This is a genomic window from Actinomadura montaniterrae (assembly GCF_008923365.1).
Lineage (GTDB): Bacteria > Actinomycetota > Actinomycetes > Streptosporangiales > Streptosporangiaceae > Spirillospora > Spirillospora montaniterrae.
The window spans coordinates 23,867-40,432 of sequence record NZ_WBMR01000077.1 but is presented as its reverse complement, the minus strand read 5'-3'; the positions used below and the strand labels follow the sequence as shown (position 1 = coordinate 40,432).

The 16,566-nt window shown below is 72.2% G+C and carries 19 protein-coding genes; 13 read left to right on the top strand and 6 right to left on the bottom strand.

The features are described from left to right. Window positions 1–385: 385 nt before the first annotated feature. Window positions 386–1,516 (top strand): HNH endonuclease signature motif containing protein, encoded by a 1,131-nt coding sequence (locus tag F9B16_RS24745; RefSeq protein ID WP_264159778.1) that lies wholly within the window; start codon window positions 386–388, stop codon window positions 1,514–1,516. Window positions 1,517–1,949: 433 nt separating this feature from the next. Beyond that, window positions 1,950–2,156 (top strand): hypothetical protein, encoded by a 207-nt coding sequence (locus tag F9B16_RS24740; RefSeq protein WP_151542510.1) that lies wholly within the window; start codon window positions 1,950–1,952, stop codon window positions 2,154–2,156. On the opposite strand, the gene F9B16_RS24735 is transcribed toward F9B16_RS24740, so the two are convergent. Then, window positions 2,157–2,354 carry a DUF397 domain-containing protein gene (locus F9B16_RS24735; RefSeq protein ID WP_151542509.1) on the bottom strand — a complete coding sequence of 66 codons (198 nt, stop codon included), beginning with the start codon at window positions 2,352–2,354 and terminating at the stop codon, window positions 2,157–2,159. Beyond that, window positions 2,351–3,205 (bottom strand): helix-turn-helix domain-containing protein, encoded by an 855-nt coding sequence (locus F9B16_RS24730; RefSeq protein WP_151542508.1) that lies wholly within the window; start codon window positions 3,203–3,205, stop codon window positions 2,351–2,353. Before F9B16_RS24730 ends, F9B16_RS24735 begins: the two co-directional genes overlap by 4 nt. Window positions 3,206–3,336: 131 nt before the next feature. Between F9B16_RS24730 and F9B16_RS24725 the strand changes: the two genes are divergently transcribed. Then, on the top strand, window positions 3,337–3,846 hold the full coding sequence (locus tag F9B16_RS24725; protein ID WP_151542507.1) for an ATP-binding protein: 510 nt from the start codon (window positions 3,337–3,339) through the stop codon (window positions 3,844–3,846). Then, window positions 3,843–4,217 carry a VOC family protein gene (locus F9B16_RS24720; protein WP_151542506.1) on the top strand — a complete coding sequence of 125 codons (375 nt, stop codon included), beginning with the start codon at window positions 3,843–3,845 and terminating at the stop codon, window positions 4,215–4,217. The genes F9B16_RS24725 and F9B16_RS24720 overlap by 4 nt, the downstream gene beginning before the upstream one ends. Before the next feature lie 85 nt (window positions 4,218–4,302). Here F9B16_RS24720 and aceE read toward each other — a convergent pair whose 3' ends face one another. Next, window positions 4,303–7,092, bottom strand: a complete 2,790-nt coding sequence (gene aceE / locus F9B16_RS24715; RefSeq protein ID WP_151542505.1) for a pyruvate dehydrogenase (acetyl-transferring), homodimeric type — start codon at window positions 7,090–7,092, stop codon at window positions 4,303–4,305. 219 nt (window positions 7,093–7,311) lie between these two features. Here aceE and F9B16_RS24710 point away from each other — a divergent pair, with 219 nt between their 5' ends. The 6 genes from F9B16_RS24710 to F9B16_RS24685 all read left to right on the top strand — a co-directional run bounded on the left by F9B16_RS24710 (window position 7,312) and on the right by F9B16_RS24685 (window position 10,928). Further along, window positions 7,312–7,518 carry a DUF1918 domain-containing protein gene (locus F9B16_RS24710; RefSeq protein ID WP_151542504.1) on the top strand — a complete coding sequence of 69 codons (207 nt, stop codon included), beginning with the start codon at window positions 7,312–7,314 and terminating at the stop codon, window positions 7,516–7,518. Between the two features lie 75 nt (window positions 7,519–7,593). Next, a complete protein-coding gene (locus F9B16_RS24705; RefSeq protein WP_151542503.1) occupies window positions 7,594–8,001 on the top strand; it encodes a secondary thiamine-phosphate synthase enzyme YjbQ in 408 nt (135 codons plus the stop codon). A gap of 265 nt (window positions 8,002–8,266) precedes the next feature. Beyond that, window positions 8,267–8,695 (top strand): DUF3052 domain-containing protein, encoded by a 429-nt coding sequence (locus tag F9B16_RS24700; protein WP_151542502.1) that lies wholly within the window; start codon window positions 8,267–8,269, stop codon window positions 8,693–8,695. A gap of 142 nt (window positions 8,696–8,837) precedes the next feature. Then, complete coding sequence (locus tag F9B16_RS24695; RefSeq protein WP_151542501.1) at window positions 8,838–9,296, top strand: peroxiredoxin; 459 nt, start codon at window positions 8,838–8,840, stop codon at window positions 9,294–9,296. 73 nt (window positions 9,297–9,369) lie between these two features. Then, the gene (locus F9B16_RS24690; protein ID WP_151542500.1) at window positions 9,370–9,720 is read left to right on the top strand and encodes a hypothetical protein; all 351 of its coding nucleotides are present in this window, start codon (window positions 9,370–9,372) and stop codon (window positions 9,718–9,720) included. A gap of 149 nt (window positions 9,721–9,869) precedes the next feature. Then, window positions 9,870–10,928 carry a potassium channel family protein gene (locus F9B16_RS24685; RefSeq protein WP_151542499.1) on the top strand — a complete coding sequence of 353 codons (1,059 nt, stop codon included), beginning with the start codon at window positions 9,870–9,872 and terminating at the stop codon, window positions 10,926–10,928. A gap of 130 nt (window positions 10,929–11,058) precedes the next feature. On the opposite strand, the gene F9B16_RS24680 is transcribed toward F9B16_RS24685, so the two are convergent. Continuing rightward, a complete protein-coding gene (locus F9B16_RS24680) occupies window positions 11,059–12,009 on the bottom strand; it encodes a phosphoribulokinase (RefSeq protein ID WP_151542514.1) in 951 nt (316 codons plus the stop codon). A gap of 182 nt (window positions 12,010–12,191) precedes the next feature. Here F9B16_RS24680 and F9B16_RS24675 point away from each other — a divergent pair, with 182 nt between their 5' ends. Next, entirely contained in the window at window positions 12,192–12,848 is a 657-nt protein-coding gene (locus F9B16_RS24675; RefSeq protein WP_151542498.1) for a response regulator, read from the top strand. Next, window positions 12,845–14,101 carry a GAF domain-containing sensor histidine kinase gene (locus F9B16_RS24670; RefSeq protein ID WP_225991912.1) on the top strand — a complete coding sequence of 419 codons (1,257 nt, stop codon included), beginning with the start codon at window positions 12,845–12,847 and terminating at the stop codon, window positions 14,099–14,101. The genes F9B16_RS24675 and F9B16_RS24670 overlap by 4 nt, the downstream gene beginning before the upstream one ends. On the opposite strand, the gene F9B16_RS24665 is transcribed toward F9B16_RS24670, so the two are convergent. Next, window positions 14,088–15,266, bottom strand: a complete 1,179-nt coding sequence (locus F9B16_RS24665; protein WP_151542497.1) for a saccharopine dehydrogenase family protein — start codon at window positions 15,264–15,266, stop codon at window positions 14,088–14,090. The two genes, F9B16_RS24670 and F9B16_RS24665, sit on opposite strands and share 14 nt — an antisense overlap. 180 nt (window positions 15,267–15,446) lie before the next feature. Between F9B16_RS24665 and F9B16_RS24660 the strand changes: the two genes are divergently transcribed. Beyond that, complete coding sequence (locus F9B16_RS24660) at window positions 15,447–15,626, top strand: hypothetical protein (protein WP_151542496.1); 180 nt, start codon at window positions 15,447–15,449, stop codon at window positions 15,624–15,626. Here the strand turns inward: F9B16_RS24660 and F9B16_RS24655 are convergent. Further along, window positions 15,583–16,515: a LysR family transcriptional regulator gene (locus tag F9B16_RS24655; protein WP_151542495.1), complete on the bottom strand. Its 933-nt coding sequence runs from the start codon at window positions 16,513–16,515 to the stop codon at window positions 15,583–15,585. The two genes, F9B16_RS24660 and F9B16_RS24655, sit on opposite strands and share 44 nt — an antisense overlap. Window positions 16,516–16,566 lie beyond the last annotated feature (51 nt).

Genomic DNA, 16,566 nt, shown 5'->3' with positions numbered 1-16,566 from the left:
GAGCCTCTGCGGCCCCTGGGCAGGTGATGGGGGCAGGCTCCGCCTGCCCCGCCCCCGGGTCGCGCCACCCCACCGCCCCCTCCGTAAGGCACAAAACTTCCTTCGGTGGAAGGCTCGAACTTGGCTGCCTTTCTCGCCAAAAAATACCGAGAAGAATGTGACTTGAACGGCCTCGAATGTCAGTCGCACAGGGTACTATTTACCTATGCAATCAGTGACGGTCGAGCTTGGGGTCGCGTCCACCATGGAATTGGTGAACGCGCTCTCCGTCATCGCCACTGAACTCGCTACCAGAGACGTCCCAGAATCAGCCGCCGCCTGCCTGGAACTCACCGAAACCCTCGCCGCCGCGACCGATATGCAGGAAAGTGCGCTCGCCGGGTTCATTGGCCGGGTCGACGCCGCGGGTGAGCATTGCCGATGGGGTTATCCCTCCGCGCGGGCATGGCTGCGCTCACGCCTCGGGATGCGCGAGAGCCGCGCCAAGGAACGCCTCACCCTCGCCCGCCAACGGCACCGTCTCCCGCACGTGGCTGAGCGGCTGGCAGCCGGGGACCTGTCCTACGGTTACGCCACCACCGTCGCCGACTCGGTCACCCGCCTGGACGACACCGACTGTGCCACCGCAGAGGTCACCCTCCTGCGGATGGCCGGCGACGGGTTCTCTCCCGGCAAGGTGGCCGCGTTCGGGCGGCGGATCCGGGAGGTCATCGCCGACCGCGACGGCACCGGGCAAGCACCCGACGACGTCAAGCGGGGATACGAGCGGTCCTGGATCACTTCGACGCGGTCGCTGGACGGCGGCCGCTACATCAGGGGATGGCTGAACGCCGAGGACGCCGCGATCTGGGACGGCACCCTCGGGCCCCTGGTCAAACCGGCCGGACCGGACGATCGCCGGGACGTGGCGGAGCGGACGGCGGCGGCGCTGTCCAGCGTGCTGTCGGGCGGGCACCGGGCCACCAAGGTCACCGTCCTCTGCGACCTGGACACGTTGACCGGCGGCGACGCACCGGCACGGTTGACCGACGGGACACCGATCCCGGCGGCGCAGGCCCGCCGCATCGCGCTTGCGGCAGGGGTGTCGCCCCTGCTGCTGGGACGCGGCAACACCCCGCTGTACCTGGGACATCGACAGCGGTTCGCCAGCGCGGCGCAGCGTCAGGTACTGGAGGCGCTGTATCCGTCGTGCGCGGTACGGGAGTGCGAGATCCCCGGGACGCTGTGCGAGGTCGACCACGTCCACGGCTGGGCACTCGGGAACTCGCCGACCGACATCGACCAGCTCGCCCTCACCTGCGGCTGGCACAACCGCTTCAAGCACGCCAAGCCCCACCAGATCGCCATCAGCAAGGATCCGGATGGGCGCTGGGTCTACCGGCTCCTGCCACCCACCAGGACACCGCCTCGAACCGCTGACCCACCCTGGCCGAGCGACCCCACGCGAACGTGGCACTCACCAGAGGAAGGCGATTCCGCCTGGGAACCCCCGCCCCCCACCGGCTGGGCCGCCTGACCACCCCCCATCACCACCACCGCAACGTCCGGTGGGAGGGCGCCTGGGCGTGCCCACCACGCGCACCCACGCAGCCGCCATCGCATGGCGGCAGGGCGTCACTGTGCGCGCCCGATTCGAGAACGACCCGCAAAGCGGGGCCGACCTCGACGCATCGTTCACTTTCGCACTCTCGACGGCCGGGGGGGTCACGGCGCACCCGGTGCCGCGACGAGATCAGATACGACCCCGAGAACCCTCACGCGTGCTCGCGCCGACCCGCGTGGCCTGGCTGGGGATCGCCTTGGCTGCCTTCAGGGTGTCCGGTATCTGGGGCGTGGCCCTCAGCGTCCCGGCGGTTCTCTGGCTGACAGGCTGCTGACCTTGCCGTTCTGACAGAGCGCACGCCCGTCCGGCCTGCACCGATTCGCCCGACCGGCGTAACGTCTCGACCATGAGCGCGTCAGAGGAGCCCGTGCTCCACCTGCCGGAAAAGGACAAGCACGGCATCATCCAGACGCTGTGCGGCCAGTACGTCTCCCCGGACGAGGTCCGTGACGCAACGCGCGAGGCCACGTGCAAGCAATGCGTGGAGATCCGCAGGGACGAGGAACAACGCAGGTTCGACGCGGAGGAAGACCACTCCGGCGAATCCCTCTGATCAGCCCCGCGCCCCCAGGACGGCGAGGAGGTCGGCGAAGTCCTGGCGGGTGAGGGTGAGGTGTCCGGCGTCGGGGTCCTTGCTGTCGCGGACGCCAACACGGCCGTTCAGGTCGGCGACCTCGACGCAATTGCCTTCGTCGGCGCCGCTGTGGGTGCTCTTGCGCCAATGGACCTGTGACGGCTGGGGGGTCTTCATGTTTGCGACGCTACCTCGTCAATGAGTTCTATCGAAGCGGTTCTGCTGAGCGCCGCTTCGAGCAGTTGCTCGAAGGTGTCCTCGTGTGAGGCGACCTTCTCCTCGTCCTCCACGAAGATGCTCTCACCGAGCAGATCGCACACCGACACGGTGAGTCGTCCGGGCGGGCGCAAGGAGAGAAGAAGATACGGGGTGATGAGCGCGAGGTACTCGCTAGCCGTGTTGGGCAGGATGCGGAGTTCCACGTGATCGAGCCGGGCGGTTCCGGCCAGTCGTCGAACCTGCGCAAGCTGAATTGTCGGATCGCCGCCGACCTGGTTGTGAAGAACGGCCTCTGCAATGACCGCCACGTAGCGGGGCGGGTCAGGACGACTCAGCACACCCTGGCGCGACAGTCTGAAGTCGACGAGCGTCTTGACGTCACGCGGGTGTTTGGCGCGGCCGATTGCGATGATCTTCCGGGCGTAGTCAGGGGTCTGGAGGAGCCCGGGGACGATGCTCGGTTCGAAATTGCGGATCTCGGCGGCGTCTTCTTCGAGGCTCGCCAAGTCCAGAGCGGCCGCCGAGATTCGGCCCACTCGTTCTCGTACCCAGGTGCCGGGTTTGTGGGTGGCGAGGTGGAGGAGGGATTCGCGGAGGGGGCCGTCCTCGATGCCGTAGAGGTCGAGGAGGTCGCTGAGCTCGTCGGGGGCGATGGCCTGGAGGCCGTTCTCGACCATGCTCATCCAGCCCTGGGAGCGGCCGAAGCGGCGGGCGACGGTGGCGACGGTCAGGTTGTGGCGGTCGCGGGCTTTGCGGAGCGCCGAGCCGATCCGGCGCTGGCGGACGGTGGGGGCGGTACCGGAAGGCATCCTTCAAGAATGTCACCGAGCGTGTCCGAGTGGTGACCGGTTGAACGTTCAGTCGGGGAACGTTCAGAGGCGGTACCGGGAGGCCGGCGAGCGGCGAATGTGGCGGGCGTTTCCGAATCGAGGGGAGGCGCATGATGGGAGCGCCCGAGAACAGAGGGACGGGGCCCGTGCTGGTCGTGGTGGGCGCGCTCACGCTTCCGGGTGTCCGGCGGTCCGTCGGGAATGCGCGGCGGTTCCTGCGGGACATGCTGGCCCCGGACCAGCCCGGCCTGGACGATCTTGTGACGGTCGTGAGCGAGCTCGTCTGCAACGCCGTCACCCACACGGCCTCGGGCGATGGGGGATGGGTGACGGTCAGCCTGCTGGCCGGGGACGGCTTCCTGCGGCTGGAGGTCGCGGACGACGGTGCGGGCGGTGGGTGTCCGCAGGTCAGGGCGGAGACGGGCGCCGAGAGTGGGCGCGGGCTGCGGATCGTGGACGCCTTGGCGCGCGCTTGGGGATACCGGCCGGACGGTCCGGGCACGGTCGTGTGGGCGGAGTTCCGTTCGGTCGGCCCCGTTTTGTTCGGAAACTCCGACAGGGGGCTGTCGCGGGGCTCCTCGACGCTGATGTCCACAGCGTTCGAAGGAGGAGAACGATGAGCGTTCCCGCATACAACACCGTCGCCTGGTTCCAGGTCGGCACCGACGCGCCGGAGGAGGCGCGCCGCTTCTACGGCGACATGTTCGGGTGGAAGTTCACGTCCGACCCGCAGAGCGACGGCTACGACCTCGTCAGCTACGAGGGCGCCGAGCACCCGAGCGGCGGCGTCGCGCGCGTGCCGGACGCGTCGCAGAACCACGCGGTCTTCTTCGTCCTCGTCGAGGACGTGGACGCGGCGTGCGCCCAGGCCGAGAAGGCCGGGGGCAGCGTCGCCGTTCCCAGCGTGACGACGCCCGACGGCCTGCGGTTCGCGCACCTGCAGGACCCGTCCGGCAACCGGTTCGCCGTGTTCACGCCGCCCACGCCCTGACCTCGGCGCCTGAAAAGGGCCCCGAGGACGTTCCTCGGGGCCCTTCCGCGGGTGATCGCGGCCTACACCTCCGCGATCACCCGTCTCACGCGTCGCCGCCGGTGTTGCTCTCGGCGCTGCCGACGCCGCCGGCGAAGACGTCGCTGACCTCGGCGTCGAGGCGGTAGCGGCGGATCGCCTCGGGCAGCGCCTCCGGCTTGACCTCGCCGTGCCGGGCCAGCCTGGTCAGGACCGCGAGGACGATCGACGCGGCGTCCACGTGGAAGAACCGGCGGGCGGCGGCGCGGGTGTCGGAGAAGCCGAACCCGTCGGTGCCGAGCGAGGTGAAGTCGCCGTTCACCCACGGCGCGATCTGGTCGGGGACGGCGCGCATGAAGTCCGACACCGCGACGATCGGCCCGGCGACGTTGTCGAGCGTCCGGGTGACGTACGGGACGCGCTGCTCCGCCTCGGGGTCGAGGAGGTTCTGCTCGTCGCACTCGCGGGCCTCGCGGGCCAGCTCGTTCCAGGAGGTGGCCGACCACACGTCGGCGGCGACGCCCCAGTCCTCGGCGAGCATCCGCTGCGCCTCCAGGGCCCAGCGGCCGCCGACGCCGGACGCGAGGATCTGCGCCCGCGGCGGCTGCCCGTTGCCCGTGGACACCTCCGGCGCCTCCCGGAACTGGTACAGGCCCTTGAGCAGGCCGTCGACGTCGAGGCCCTCGGGCTCGGCGGGCTGCTGGTAGGGCTCGTTGTAGACGGTCAGGTAGTAGAAGACGTTCTCGCCCTGCGGGTGCTCCTCGGACGAGCCGTACATGCGGCGCAGCGCGTCCTTGGTGATGTGCGCCAGCTCGAACGCCCAGGTCGGGTCGTAGTGGACGCACGCGGGGTTCGCGGCGGCGAGGAGCGGGGAGTGCCCGTCGGCGTGCTGGAGGCCCTCACCGGTGAGGGTGGTGCGGCCGGCGGTGGCGCCGAGCAGGAACCCGCGGCCCATCTGGTCGCCGAGTGCCCACATCTGGTCGCCGGTCCGCTGGAACCCGAACATCGAGTAGAAGATGTAGACGGGGATCATGTGCTCGCCGTGCGTGGCGTACGCGGTGCCCGCGGCGATCGCCGACGCCATCGACCCGGCCTCGCTGATGCCCTCGTGGAGCATCTGGCCGCTTTCGGACTCCTTGTAGGACAGCAGCAGCTTGCGGTCCACGGCGTCGTAGGTCTGCCCGTGCGGCGAGTAGATCTTGGACGTGGGGAACAGCGAGTCCATGCCGAACGTCCGGTACTCGTCCGGAGCGATCGGGACGAACCGGGCGCCGAGGTTCTCGTCCTTGATCAGGTCCTTGAGCAGCCGGACGAACGCCATCGTCGTCGCGACGTTCTGCTTGCCGGAGCCCTTGCTCAGCTCGCTGTAGACCGGGTCGCCGGGCAGCTTCAGCGGCTTGGCGCGCACGACGCGCTTCGGCAGGAACCCGCCGAGGGCGGCGCGGCGCTCGCGCATGTACTGGATCTCGTCGGAGTCCTCGCCCGGGTGGTAGTAGGGCGGCAGCGGCGCCTCGAGCGCCGAGTCCGGGATGTCGAGGTACAGGCGGTCCCGGAACTCCTTCAGTTCGGCCTTGGTGAGCTTCTTCATCTGGTGGGTGGCGTTGCGGGCCTCGAAGTCGGACCCGAGCGTCCAGCCCTTGATGGTGTGCGCGAGGATCACCGTCGGCTGGCCGACGTGCTCGCGGGCCGCCTTGAACGCGGCGTACACCTTGCGGTAGTCGTGCCCGCCGCGCGAGAGCTTGCGCAGGTCGTCGTCCGACAGGTGCTGGACGATCTTGCGGAGCCGCGGGTCGGCGCCGAAGAACTTCTCCCGGATGTAGTCGCCGGTCTCCACCGAGAAGGTCTGGAACTGCCCGTCGGGGGTGGTGTTCATCTGGTTGACCAGCACGCCGTCGACGTCCTGGGCGAGCAGCGGGTCCCAGTCGCGGCCCCAGATGACCTTGATGACGTTCCAGCCGGCGCCGCGGAAGAACGACTCCAGCTCCTGGATGATCTTGCCGTTGCCGCGCACCGGGCCGTCGAGCTGCTGGAGGTTGCAGTTGACGACGAAGGTGAGGTTGTCGAGCTCCTCGCGGGCGGCGAGGCCGATCGCGCCGAGCGACTCCGGCTCGCCCATCTCGCCGTCGCCGAGGAACGCCCACACGTGCGAGCGGGAGGTGTCCTTGATCTTCCGGTTGTAGAGGTAGCGGTTGAACCGCGCCTGGTACACCGAGTTGATCGCGGTGAGGCCCATGGAGACGGTGGGGAACTCCCAGAAGTCCGGCATCAGCCGCGGGTGCGGGTAGGACGACAGGCCGCCGCCGGGGTGCGACTGCTCCTGCCGGAACCCGTCGAGCTTCTCCTCCGGCAGCCGCCCCTCCAGGAACGCGCGCGCGTAGATGCCGGGCGCCGCGTGCCCCTGGATGAACACCTGGTCGCCGGACTCGCCGTGGTCCTTGCCGCGGAAGAAGTGGTTGAAGCCGACCTCGTACAGGGACGCGGCCGAGGCGTAGGTGGCGATGTGGCCGCCGACGCCGAGCTCGGGGCGGTTGGCCCGCGACACCATGATCGCCGCGTTCCACCGGATGTAGGCGCGGATGCGGCGCTCGACGTGCTCGTCGCCGGGGAACCAGGGCTCCGACTCCGGCGGGATCGTGTTGATGAAGTCGGTGCTCCGCAGCCCGGGGACCCCGACCTGCAGTTCCCGGGCCCTTTCCAGGAGGCGGAGCATCACGTACCGCGCCCTGCCGCGGCCCTCGGTCTTGATGACCGTGTCCAGCGATTCCAGCCACTCCCGGGTCTCGTCCGGGTTGATGTCCGGCAGCTGGCTCGGCAGGCCGTCGCTGATGATCGAAAAGCGTTGACGTCCGGAAGCCACGGGATCCCCTCTGTGCTTGCCGTCTTTGCTGGTGGGGACCCGGCCGCCGTTCGGCGGTCCCGCGGTCCCCGGCGGAGGTGTCTCACCGCCTGGTTTCGTGATCCATCGTCGTCGTTCGTGACGGCTAACGCATCTCTACCAACCGGTAACCATTCTCCCCGGTCAACCGGGGTACGCACCTTTCGAGGAGCCGTTTTTCGCAGAGAACGGAGGGGAGCCATGAACGCGCGAATCGGGGACCTGCTGCACGTCCACGGCACCGTCGTGGGCCAGCACGACCGCGTCGGCGAGATCATCGAGATCCGCGGCGAGAGCGGCGGCCCGCCGTACGTGGTCCGGTTCGAGGACGGCCACCAGACGCTGGTCTACCCGGGGCCGGACGCCGTCGTCGAGTCCCGCGAGACCGCCGGGCACCCCGTCCGGTAGCGGACGGGGCGGGCCCGCCCGGATCCGCGCGCGCCGGGATGCGTCCGGCGCCGCGGATCGGGTAGACCTGCGATCATGGAGAGCATCGTGGTCCGGGTGACCACCGGGACGCAGGAGGCCGTGCACGACATCACGGCCGAGTGCGAGCGGTTCGCCGGCGAGGCCGGCGGCGACGGCCTGCTGCACGTGTTCGTGCCGCACGCCACCGCGGGCATCGCGATCATCGAGCTGGGCGCGGGCAGCGACGACGACCTGCTCGCCGCGCTCGGCGACCTGCTCCCGGCCGACGACCGGTGGCGGCACCGGCACGGGTCGCGGGGGCACGGCCGCTCGCACGTCATGCCGGCGCTCGTCCCGCCGTACGCGACGCTGCCGGTGCTGGACGGCCGGCTCGCGCTCGGGACCTGGCAGTCGGTGGCCCTGGTCGACCTCAACGTGGACAACCCGGATCGGCAGGTCCGGCTGTCCTTTCTCCGGGGATGAACGGGGCGAGCGGGGGAATCCTCCCGTCGCGGGGGCCCGGCATGACCGCGCGTTGTCACTTTCTGTGGAGGTCCTGTGACGACGGTCGCCGTGTTCGGGCCAATGAGCCCACCAAAAGCCGGGAAGACACTTGCGCTAGGGGCCCTCACTTGTGTGGACTGTCCCGCAAACAACCGCACGGGTGCGGGCAGGCCGCCCGACACGGGGCCTGGAGACGAGAAATGCGCGGGACACCGTGCGGACTGACGACAATGGGAGGACTTTCGTGAGCGCGACCGCGGGTCAGGCGCAGTCTGAGCGCAGCCTGGCCGAACGGCTCGGCCTCAAGCCGGGCCAGGTGGTGCAGGAGATCGGCTACGACGACGACGTCGACGAGGAGCTTCGCCGCTCCGTCGAGGCCGTCACGGGGACCGAGCTGGTCGACGAGGACTACGAGGACGTGGTCGACATCGTGCTGCTGTGGTGGCGCGAGGAGGACGGCGACCTGTTCGAGGGCCTGACCGACGCGATGATCCCGCTCACCGGCGGCGGCAACATCTGGCTGCTGACGCCGAAGGCGGGCCGGGACGGGCACGTGGAGCCCAGCGACATCGGCGAGGCCGCGCAGACGGCCGGGCTGTCGCAGACGAGCAGCGTCAGCGCCGCGAAGGAGTGGTCCGGAACGCGGCTGGTCGCGCCCAAGGTCCGCAAGTAGCCGCGCGGCCCGGGACGTCCGCCGGAGCGGCGGGCGGCCGGGCCGTCCGGCTCCGGCGGCGGGTGGCAGACTGGGCCCGTCCCCACGCCCGTGGGGGCGCCCACACCCCCCGCCCGGGCGGGGACGATCCGCGGGAGAGGCTTTGTCGGTTGAGGTAGGCGACAGCGCACCGGACTTCGAGCTGAAGGACCAGCACGGCACGCCGGTGAAGCTGTCGGACTTCCGGGGCGAGAAGACCGTCGTCCTGGTGTTCTATCCGCTGGCGTTCAGCGGCGTGTGCACGGGCGAGCTGTGCCAGATCAGGGACGAGCTGCCCACCCTCGGCGGCGACGACGTGCAGGTGCTGGCCGTGTCGGTCGACTCGGTGTTCGCGCTGCGCGCCTGGGCCGAGCAGGAGAAGTACCAGTTCCCGCTGCTGTCGGACTTCTGGCCGCACGGCGGGACGGCGCAGCGCTACGGCGTGTTCGACGAGGAGAAGGGGCTCGCGGTCCGCGGCACCTTCATCATCGACGCGCAGGGCGTGGTCCGCTGGAAGGTCGTGAACGCCATCCCGGACGCACGCGACCTCGACGAGTACCGCAAGGCGCTCGCCGGGCTCTGAGCGAAACGGGCCGGTCCCGGCCGCGCGGCGGCGTCCCGCGGCCGGTTCCGGCCCCCGCACCCCTGGAGGTGTGATGCCCTGCTTCCGCTGCGGGGCGCGGCAGACCGACCCCGTGCGCGGGGCGAGCCCGTGGAGACGCGGTGTCCAGGCCGACCATCAGGTGCTGGTCTGCCCCGGCTGCCAGACCGCCCACGACTGGGCGGACGATCTCGACCGCTGTGCCGCGTGCGGTTCCGTCGCGCTGGTCTGCCGGCTCGGCGAGGTCGAGTGCCGCGACTGCGGCCACACCCGGGAGGCGGTCCGCGACGATCCCCGCCCGCCCGACCTGGTGCCGTCGAACGCCGGGCCCCGGGACGACCGGGGGCTCTCGGAGGAGGTCGCGGCGGCGCTGAGCCGCGTCCTGCGGCGCGGTCCGGCCGGCTGAGCCCCGCGTGACGGGCTGATCCGCGCGAGGCGGGCGGAGCCGCTGGTGGCCGCCTCCGGCCACCCTGTCGCATCCCGTCACGTACGGTGGTCGCATTCCGGGGCATTCCGGGCTTGACGCGGTATTTCGCCTGCTGGCACGCTGCGCGAATGCCGATCATCCTGCTGCGCCTGGCGCACCGCGTCGCGGCACGCTCCTGGCGCGCGCCGGCCCTGGTGCTGCTCGGGGCGTTCGGCATCGGCTGGCTGCTGATCGCGGTGTGCGAGAAGCCCGGCGCCGAGATCAAGCAGCCGTGGAACTACATCTGGTACTTCTTCGTCAGCGGCACCTCCACCGGTTACGGCGACCTCTACCCGTCCTCGACGGGCGGCCGGATCGGCGGCGTGATCGTGATCGTGGCCGGGCTCACCGCGGGGCTCGTCCTGTTCGCCGAGCTGACGCTCTGGATGGCGAAGGGCAGGACGATGCGGGCCAACGGCCAGGCGCAGTTGCACGTCAAGCGGCACATCGTGGTCGTCGGGTACGAACGGGACGGGCTGCGCGCCATCATCACCCAGCTGCGCGCCGACCCGGAGTTCGCCCGCACCCCGGTCGTCACGGTCTTCTGGCCGGGCGAGCTGGCCGGCGAGAACCCCGACCCCGACCTGTACGACGTGGTCGCCTTCGACGACACCGCCTACCAGCGGGCCTGCCTGGAGGCGGCGCGGACGGTCGTGGTGGTCGGCCGCACCGACGACGAGACCGTCCGGGTGATGCTGGGCGTCTCGGCGTACCTGCGGCGCCACGGCGCACCGGCCGTCCACCTGCTGGCGGGCGTGCACGACGGCGGCCGCCGCGCCGAGATCACCGAGGCGCTCGCGCTGGTCGGCCCGGACATCGAGCCGGTCGACATCGACGACCCCGCCGTGGTCGCGGTCGCGATCCGCAACCCCGGCGTCGCCGCGATCTACCACAACCTCGCCAGCACCCTCGACGCCGACGGCACCCTGTACCGCGTGGACGTGCCCGAGGGCGCCGGCGAGTGGCCCCGCCTGGACGTGGCGATCTTCCTGCTGCGGCGCGGCAGCACGCTGCTCGCCGTCGGCGAGTCGCACCGCCCGAACGCCCGCTTCCGGCTCACGTCCGACCCGGCCGAGGTGGTCCGCGGCGGCCAGTCGCTCGCGATCGTCGCCCCGTCCCGCCCGGAGATCCCCTGGCAGGAGCTGTAGAAGGACCGGGAGAGCGCCCCTCGCGCCCGCTGGGGACGCTCTCCCGGCCGCCGCGGCGCGTGCGGCCCGAGGCACAGGTCCAGGCCTCGGGGCCTCCCCGCACGCCCGCGGAGTCCGGTGGCCCGCGTGCTCAGGCGGCCTGGCGGTGGTCGGCGTCCAGCAGGTGGTAGAGCAGGAGCAGCTGGGTGATCGCCAGGGGGTCGCTGGTGCCGGCGTCGCCCAGGCGGCCCAGCGCGTCGGGGTCGGGCAGCCCGTCCCCGGCGCGGGCGCCGAGCCGCTCCCAGATCGCCTTCTTCACGACCTGCGACTCCTCGGGCGAGACGTAGCCGTGCACGTGCAGGGCGTCGACGGGACGGCCGTCGTCGTCGCGGTGCAGGCGCAGGTGCAGGAGCTTGTCGGCGTCGCCGGACGCGCCGTCCAGGACGTCGGCGAGTTCGGGGTGGTCGATCGTGGGACGCAGCAGCAGCTCCGCCGAGAGGGGCGTGCCGGGCGGGTCGAGCCGGCCCGCGACGGGCGCGAACCGCACGACGATGTCGGCGTACTTGCGCTGCGGCCGGATGTAGGCGGCGCTCTCCGGCTCGCGGCGGGCGAGCTCGGCCATCACCTGCTCGGGGGTGTAGCCGCGCTTCTCGCAGTCGCGGCGGACCTTCCAGGAGTGGCGGAGCGGCTCCGGCGGGTCGAGGTAGACGGTGATGTCGAAGCAGGCGCGGGCGAGCCGGGTGTGCAGGGGGAGCAGGCCCTCGACGATCACGAAGTCGCGGGGCTCGACCAGTTCCGGCCGGACGAGCTCGCCGGTGGCGTGGTCGTAGACCGGTTTCAGGATCGGCTCGCCCATCGACAGCAGCTGGAGGTGCTGCTCCATGATGTCGATGTGGTTGCAGTCCGGGTGCAGCGCCGTGAACGGCTTGCCGGCGCGTTCGGCCCGGTCATAGCGGTGGTAGTCGTCGACGCAGACGGCCGTCATCCGCTCGGCCCCCAGACACTGCACAAGCCCCCTGGTCAGTGTGGTCTTGCCCGCCGCGCTGTCCCCGGCGATGGCGAGCATGACGGGGCGGCGGCCCGACCCGCGCGCCCGGAGCATATGCACGATCCGATGGGGCACCTTGCTCCTCCGTCCTGCGGAATCCGGTTTTCGACAGGGAGAGTACGGCGGTCCCGGCGCGGACGCGTCCCCCGGTCGGGGGAGAGCGGGGGTGAAGTGCGCGGGAGGCCCCGCCGCACGGGGGCTACTGGTGAGTAGCCAGCGGTTGTTATCGTGCCGGAATGGGCGCCCCCGTACGCGTCGTCCTGGTGGACGACCACGAGATGATCCTCGCCGGACTCCAGGCGATGCTGGCCGGATTCGCCGGGCGGGTGCGCGTCGTGGGGCAGGCGGGGACGGGGGAGGAGGCCACCCGCCTGGTCACCACGCTGCGGCCCGACGTCGTCCTGCTGGACGTGCGGCTCGGCCCGGAGAGCGGCCTCGACCTGTGCCGGCTGCTCACCGGCCGCGTCCCGGAGGCGCGGGTGGTGTTCCTGTCGGTGTACGACGACGAGCAGTACGTCTTCGAGGCGCTGCGCGCCGGGGCGGGCGGCTATCTGCTGAAACGGGTGGACGGCCCGGAGCTCGTGCGGCGCCTGGAGGAGGTCGCGCAGGGCGAGACCGTCGTCGACCCGACGCTCGCCGGGCGGATGGCGGTGACGGCGGCCCGGCTGACCCGCGGCGAGTTCTGGCCGGGCGCGAACCGGGGGCTGACGCAGCGCGAGAGCGAGGTGCTGTCGCTGCTGGTCGGCGGGCTGTCCAACAAGGCGATCGCGGCCCGGCTGGTGCTCAGCGAGGAGACGGTGAAGAGCCATCTGCGGGCGCTGTACCGCAAGCTCGAGGTGACCGACCGGTCGGCGGCGATCGCGGTCGCGCTGCGCGAGGGGCTGTTCCGGTGACGGCGCCGCCCGCGCCCCCGTCACCGGGGTCGTCGCCGCTCCCGGGATCGCCGGGGGCGTCGCCGTCGCCGGGGTCGCCTGCGTCGCCTTCGCCGGCGGAGCTGCTCGCCGGGCGCGGCAACGACCTGCTCGTCCGGATCGTGGCGGTGGCCTGCTCCGACCGGGAGCTGCCGCGGATGGCCGACGAGCTGGCGGGGTTGGTCGTCCGGTCGGCGCGCGCGCTGACGTTCTGCGACGTCTACGTACTGGACGACGAGGAGCGGGCGCTCGAATGGTCGGGCCCGGCCGTCCCGCTGGGGGAGGGCGATGTGGGCTGGGTGGCCGCCCATGGCCGTGCCCGCGCGCACACGGACGGACGAGGCGTCGCGATCCCCGTCCGTAGCGGGAACACCACGATCGCGGTGGTGGACGTGCGGTCCGCAGGCCTGTGCCCGGACGACGACGTGGCGCTGGTGACCGCGCTGGCCGAGCTGTTCGCGCCGGTGCTGTGCTCGTGCCGGCGGCTGCGGGCGGCCCGCGAGCGTGAGCACGCCGCCGAGCGGTTCGCGGAACGGGCCGTCGAGGCGCAGGAGGCCGAGCGGTCCCGGCTCAGCCGGGAGATCCACGACGGCATCGCGCAGCGGCTGGCCAGCCTGGGCTTCCACCTGTCGGCGGCCGAGCGGGCGCTTCCCGAGCACCACCCGGAGGGCCTCGCGCAGATCATGATCGCGCGGAAGCTGTGCGAGCTGGCGGCGGCGGAGACGCGGGCGGCGATCGGTGGGCTGCGGCCGCCCGTGCTGGACGACCTCGGCCTGTCGGCGGCGTTGGCGACGCTCGCCCGGGAGGCGGGCGACGGCCCGGGGCCGTCCGGTGTGCTCGACGTCAGCGTGACCGTCGAGGGCGAGCTGGAGGAGGAGCTGCCCGACCACGTGCAGACCGCGCTGTACCGGATCGCGCAGGAGGCCGTCGGCAACAGCCTGCGGCACGCGTCGGCGACGTGCGTGGACCTGCTGCTGGAGCACGCGAGCGACCGGGTCCTGCTGAAGGTCACCGACGACGGCACGGGGTTCTCGGTGCGCGAGGTGTTCGCGCAGGGCGCGCGCGCGGAGCGGACCCGGCGCACCGACTCCTACGGCCTGCGCGGCATGCGGGAGCGCGCCGAGCTGCTGGGCGGCCGCGTCACCGTGACCAGCCGTCCCGGGGTCGGCACGACCGTCGAGGCGGTCATCCCCGTCCCGGGCCGCGGCCGCCCCGGGCCCGCTACCCGCGGCTGAGCACCCGGAAGGCGATGCCGGCGGCGGTGAGCCGCGCGATCAGCGCGTCGCCCATCGCGGTGGCCGTGGTGACCTGCCCGGACGTCTTCGGAAGGTCGTCGTGGGCCAGGCACAGCGCGGACTGCGCGAGCATCTTCGCGGTCTCGCCGTAGCCGGGGTCGCCGCCCGCGACCTCCGTCACGACGCGCTTCCCGCCGCCCTCGCCGACGAACTTCACGCTGAACCAGTTGCGGGCGCGGCGCTCCGGCGACGGCCCTTCGCCCGGCGCGCGGAGCCGCAGCAGCAGCGACCGGGTCGGCGGGAGCTGCGCCAGCGCGAGGAGGGCACCGGAGCCCACCGCCATCCCGGCGGCGGCGGGCAGTCGCTTGACCGCCAGGTAGTGGCCGTAGGAGAAGTCCGGTCCGTACCGGTCGAGCGCGGCGGCGGACCGGGTGACGATCTGCGGGTCGATGGTCGGCAGCGGGAGCGTCCAGCCGCCGCCGATCCGCGCGCGCGGTGCGGGCCGTCGCGAGATCCGGACCGTCCGGCCCTCCGGCCGCCCCTCGACGCGGCGCCGCTCGCGCTCGGCGCGCATCATGCCGGTCACGTCGGCGAAGATGCCGACCGCAGAGGCGATCGTGCCGCCGGACGCGTCGCCGTGTACACGCAGGAACCCCTCGACGTGCAGCGGGACGCCCTCAGGCAGCTGCTTCACGGTGAAGTAGGCGCCGAGGTCGTGCGGGATCGAGTCGAAGCCGCAGGCGTGGACGATCCGGGCGCCGGTGCGGACCGCCTCGTCGTGGTACTTCAGGTACATCCGGTCGACGAAGGTGGGCTCGCCGGTGAGGTCGACGTAGTCGGTCCCGGCGCGCGCGCACGCCGCGACGAGGGGCTCGCCGTACTGGACGTACGGCCCGACCGTCGTGATGACGACTTTGGCCGACTTCGCGATCTCCTCGATGGAGGACGGGTCGGTCGTGTCGGCGTGCAGCAGCGGGAGGTCCGCGCAGGCGGGGTCGATCGCGGCGGCCCGGTCGCGGACGGCGGCGAGCTTCGCCTGGTTTCGGCCGGCCAGCGCCCAGCGCGTGCCCGGGTCGGCGTGCCCCGCCAGGTACTCGGCGGTGAGGGCGCCGGTGAAGCCGGTGGCGCCGAACAGCACGATGTCGTACGGACGGTCGGTGGTCATGGCTGCGCCCTTCCCCGGTACTGACGATGAACCTGTACCGAACCTGATTCTGTCGTGCTTCCGTCCCGCCGCGCGCGCCCTAGCCCACCGATGTGAGCGACCGCACGCAGGATCCTCGCGCGCGCCCGGCCCATGCCTGCGTATGCCCTAGTGTTGGCCCCTACGAGGGGGGATGGTGGCGTGATCGGGCTCGCCGTGGCGATGGACGTGGTCGCCGTGCTCTGCCTCTGCTGGTCCCTCCTCGGCGTGCTGCGGCCCGCGGCGGTGCCGGGCGGCGGCGACGGCGGACGGTCGGTGGCGGTCGCGCTCATCGGCGTCAGCCTCGTCCTCCTGTCGGTGCCCCTGTGGAGCCTGCCCTAGCGGGGGCCTCGGAAGCCGTCTGCTTGGGGGCCGTCCAGCCCGGGGCGTCCAGCAGGTGGCGGACGAACAGCAGCGTCGTCGGGGTCGGCGCGGCGCCGCCGACGGCGTGCCACGGACGGTCGAGCGGCATCCCCGGCATCTCGATCACCACGAGCCGTCCCGCCGCCAGCTCGGCGCCGACCGCGTCCCGCGACACCAGCGCCACCCCGAGCCCGGCCGCCGCGCCCGCGATCACCGCGCCGTTCGAGCCGAGCACGAGCCGGGGCGGCGCGACCTCCCGTTCGGCCAGGTAGGCGTCCGCGGACGCCCGCGTCCCCGACCCCGGCTCGCGCATCACCCACGGCGTCCGGGCGGCGGAGAAGCCGTCCGCGACGTCCGGCGAGCCGACCACGACCAGCTCGTTCGGACGCGTCGCCAGCACGGTCGCGGCGGCGTCCGCGGGCGGGCGCCCCGCCAGCACGAGGTCGGCCTCGTGGGCGGCGAGGCTGCTCCACACCTGCCGCCGATGCCCCACCTCCAGGGTCAGCTCGACGTCGGGCCAGCGCGTCCGGAAGGACGCGAGCAGCTCGGGCAGGATCTGGTCGGCGGCCGTCGTCACCGCCGCCAGCCGCAGCGGCCCGCGTCCCGGGTCGGCCGCGCCGCGCGCCGCCGCCCGCCCCTCCTCCAGCAGGCCGAGCACCTGCCGCGCGTACCCGGCGTAGACGGTCCCGGCCGGGGTCAGCCGGACGCCGCGCCCCACCCGCCGGACGAGCGGGACGCCGAGGTCGCGGGTGAGCGCCGACACCGCCGCCGACACCGCCGACTCCGTCACGTACAGCCGGAGCGCCGCCGCCCGCACGGACCCGGTGTCGGCGAGCGCCACGAACGTCCGCAGCCGCGCCTCCGTCACGTCCGGCCTCCTCGTTCAAGCGAACACTTGAGGATCACCGTAGAACACTTG

Excerpts from the sequence above, each read along its gene's own strand:
- F9B16_RS24705 (WP_151542503.1), top strand. The coding sequence starts at position 7,594 with ATGGAGAGCATCGTGGTCCGGGTGACCACCGGGACGCAGGAGGCCGTG.
- F9B16_RS24725 (WP_151542507.1), top strand. The coding sequence starts at position 3,337 with ATGATGGGAGCGCCCGAGAACAGAGGGACGGGGCCCGTGCTGGTCGTG.
- F9B16_RS24690 (WP_151542500.1), top strand. The coding sequence starts at position 9,370 with ATGCCCTGCTTCCGCTGCGGGGCGCGGCAGACCGACCCCGTGCGCGGG.
- F9B16_RS24685 (WP_151542499.1), top strand. The coding sequence starts at position 9,870 with ATGCCGATCATCCTGCTGCGCCTGGCGCACCGCGTCGCGGCACGCTCC.
- F9B16_RS24740 (WP_151542510.1), top strand. The coding sequence starts at position 1,950 with ATGAGCGCGTCAGAGGAGCCCGTGCTCCACCTGCCGGAAAAGGACAAG.
- F9B16_RS24735 (WP_151542509.1), bottom strand. The coding sequence starts at position 2,354 with ATGAAGACCCCCCAGCCGTCACAGGTCCATTGGCGCAAGAGCACCCAC.
- F9B16_RS24680 (WP_151542514.1), bottom strand. The coding sequence starts at position 12,009 with ATGCTCCGGGCGCGCGGGTCGGGCCGCCGCCCCGTCATGCTCGCCATC.
- F9B16_RS24720 (WP_151542506.1), top strand. The coding sequence starts at position 3,843 with ATGAGCGTTCCCGCATACAACACCGTCGCCTGGTTCCAGGTCGGCACC.
- F9B16_RS24665 (WP_151542497.1), bottom strand. The coding sequence starts at position 15,266 with ATGACCACCGACCGTCCGTACGACATCGTGCTGTTCGGCGCCACCGGC.
- F9B16_RS24675 (WP_151542498.1), top strand. The coding sequence starts at position 12,192 with ATGGGCGCCCCCGTACGCGTCGTCCTGGTGGACGACCACGAGATGATC.
- F9B16_RS24710 (WP_151542504.1), top strand. The coding sequence starts at position 7,312 with ATGAACGCGCGAATCGGGGACCTGCTGCACGTCCACGGCACCGTCGTG.
- F9B16_RS24730 (WP_151542508.1), bottom strand. The coding sequence starts at position 3,205 with ATGCCTTCCGGTACCGCCCCCACCGTCCGCCAGCGCCGGATCGGCTCG.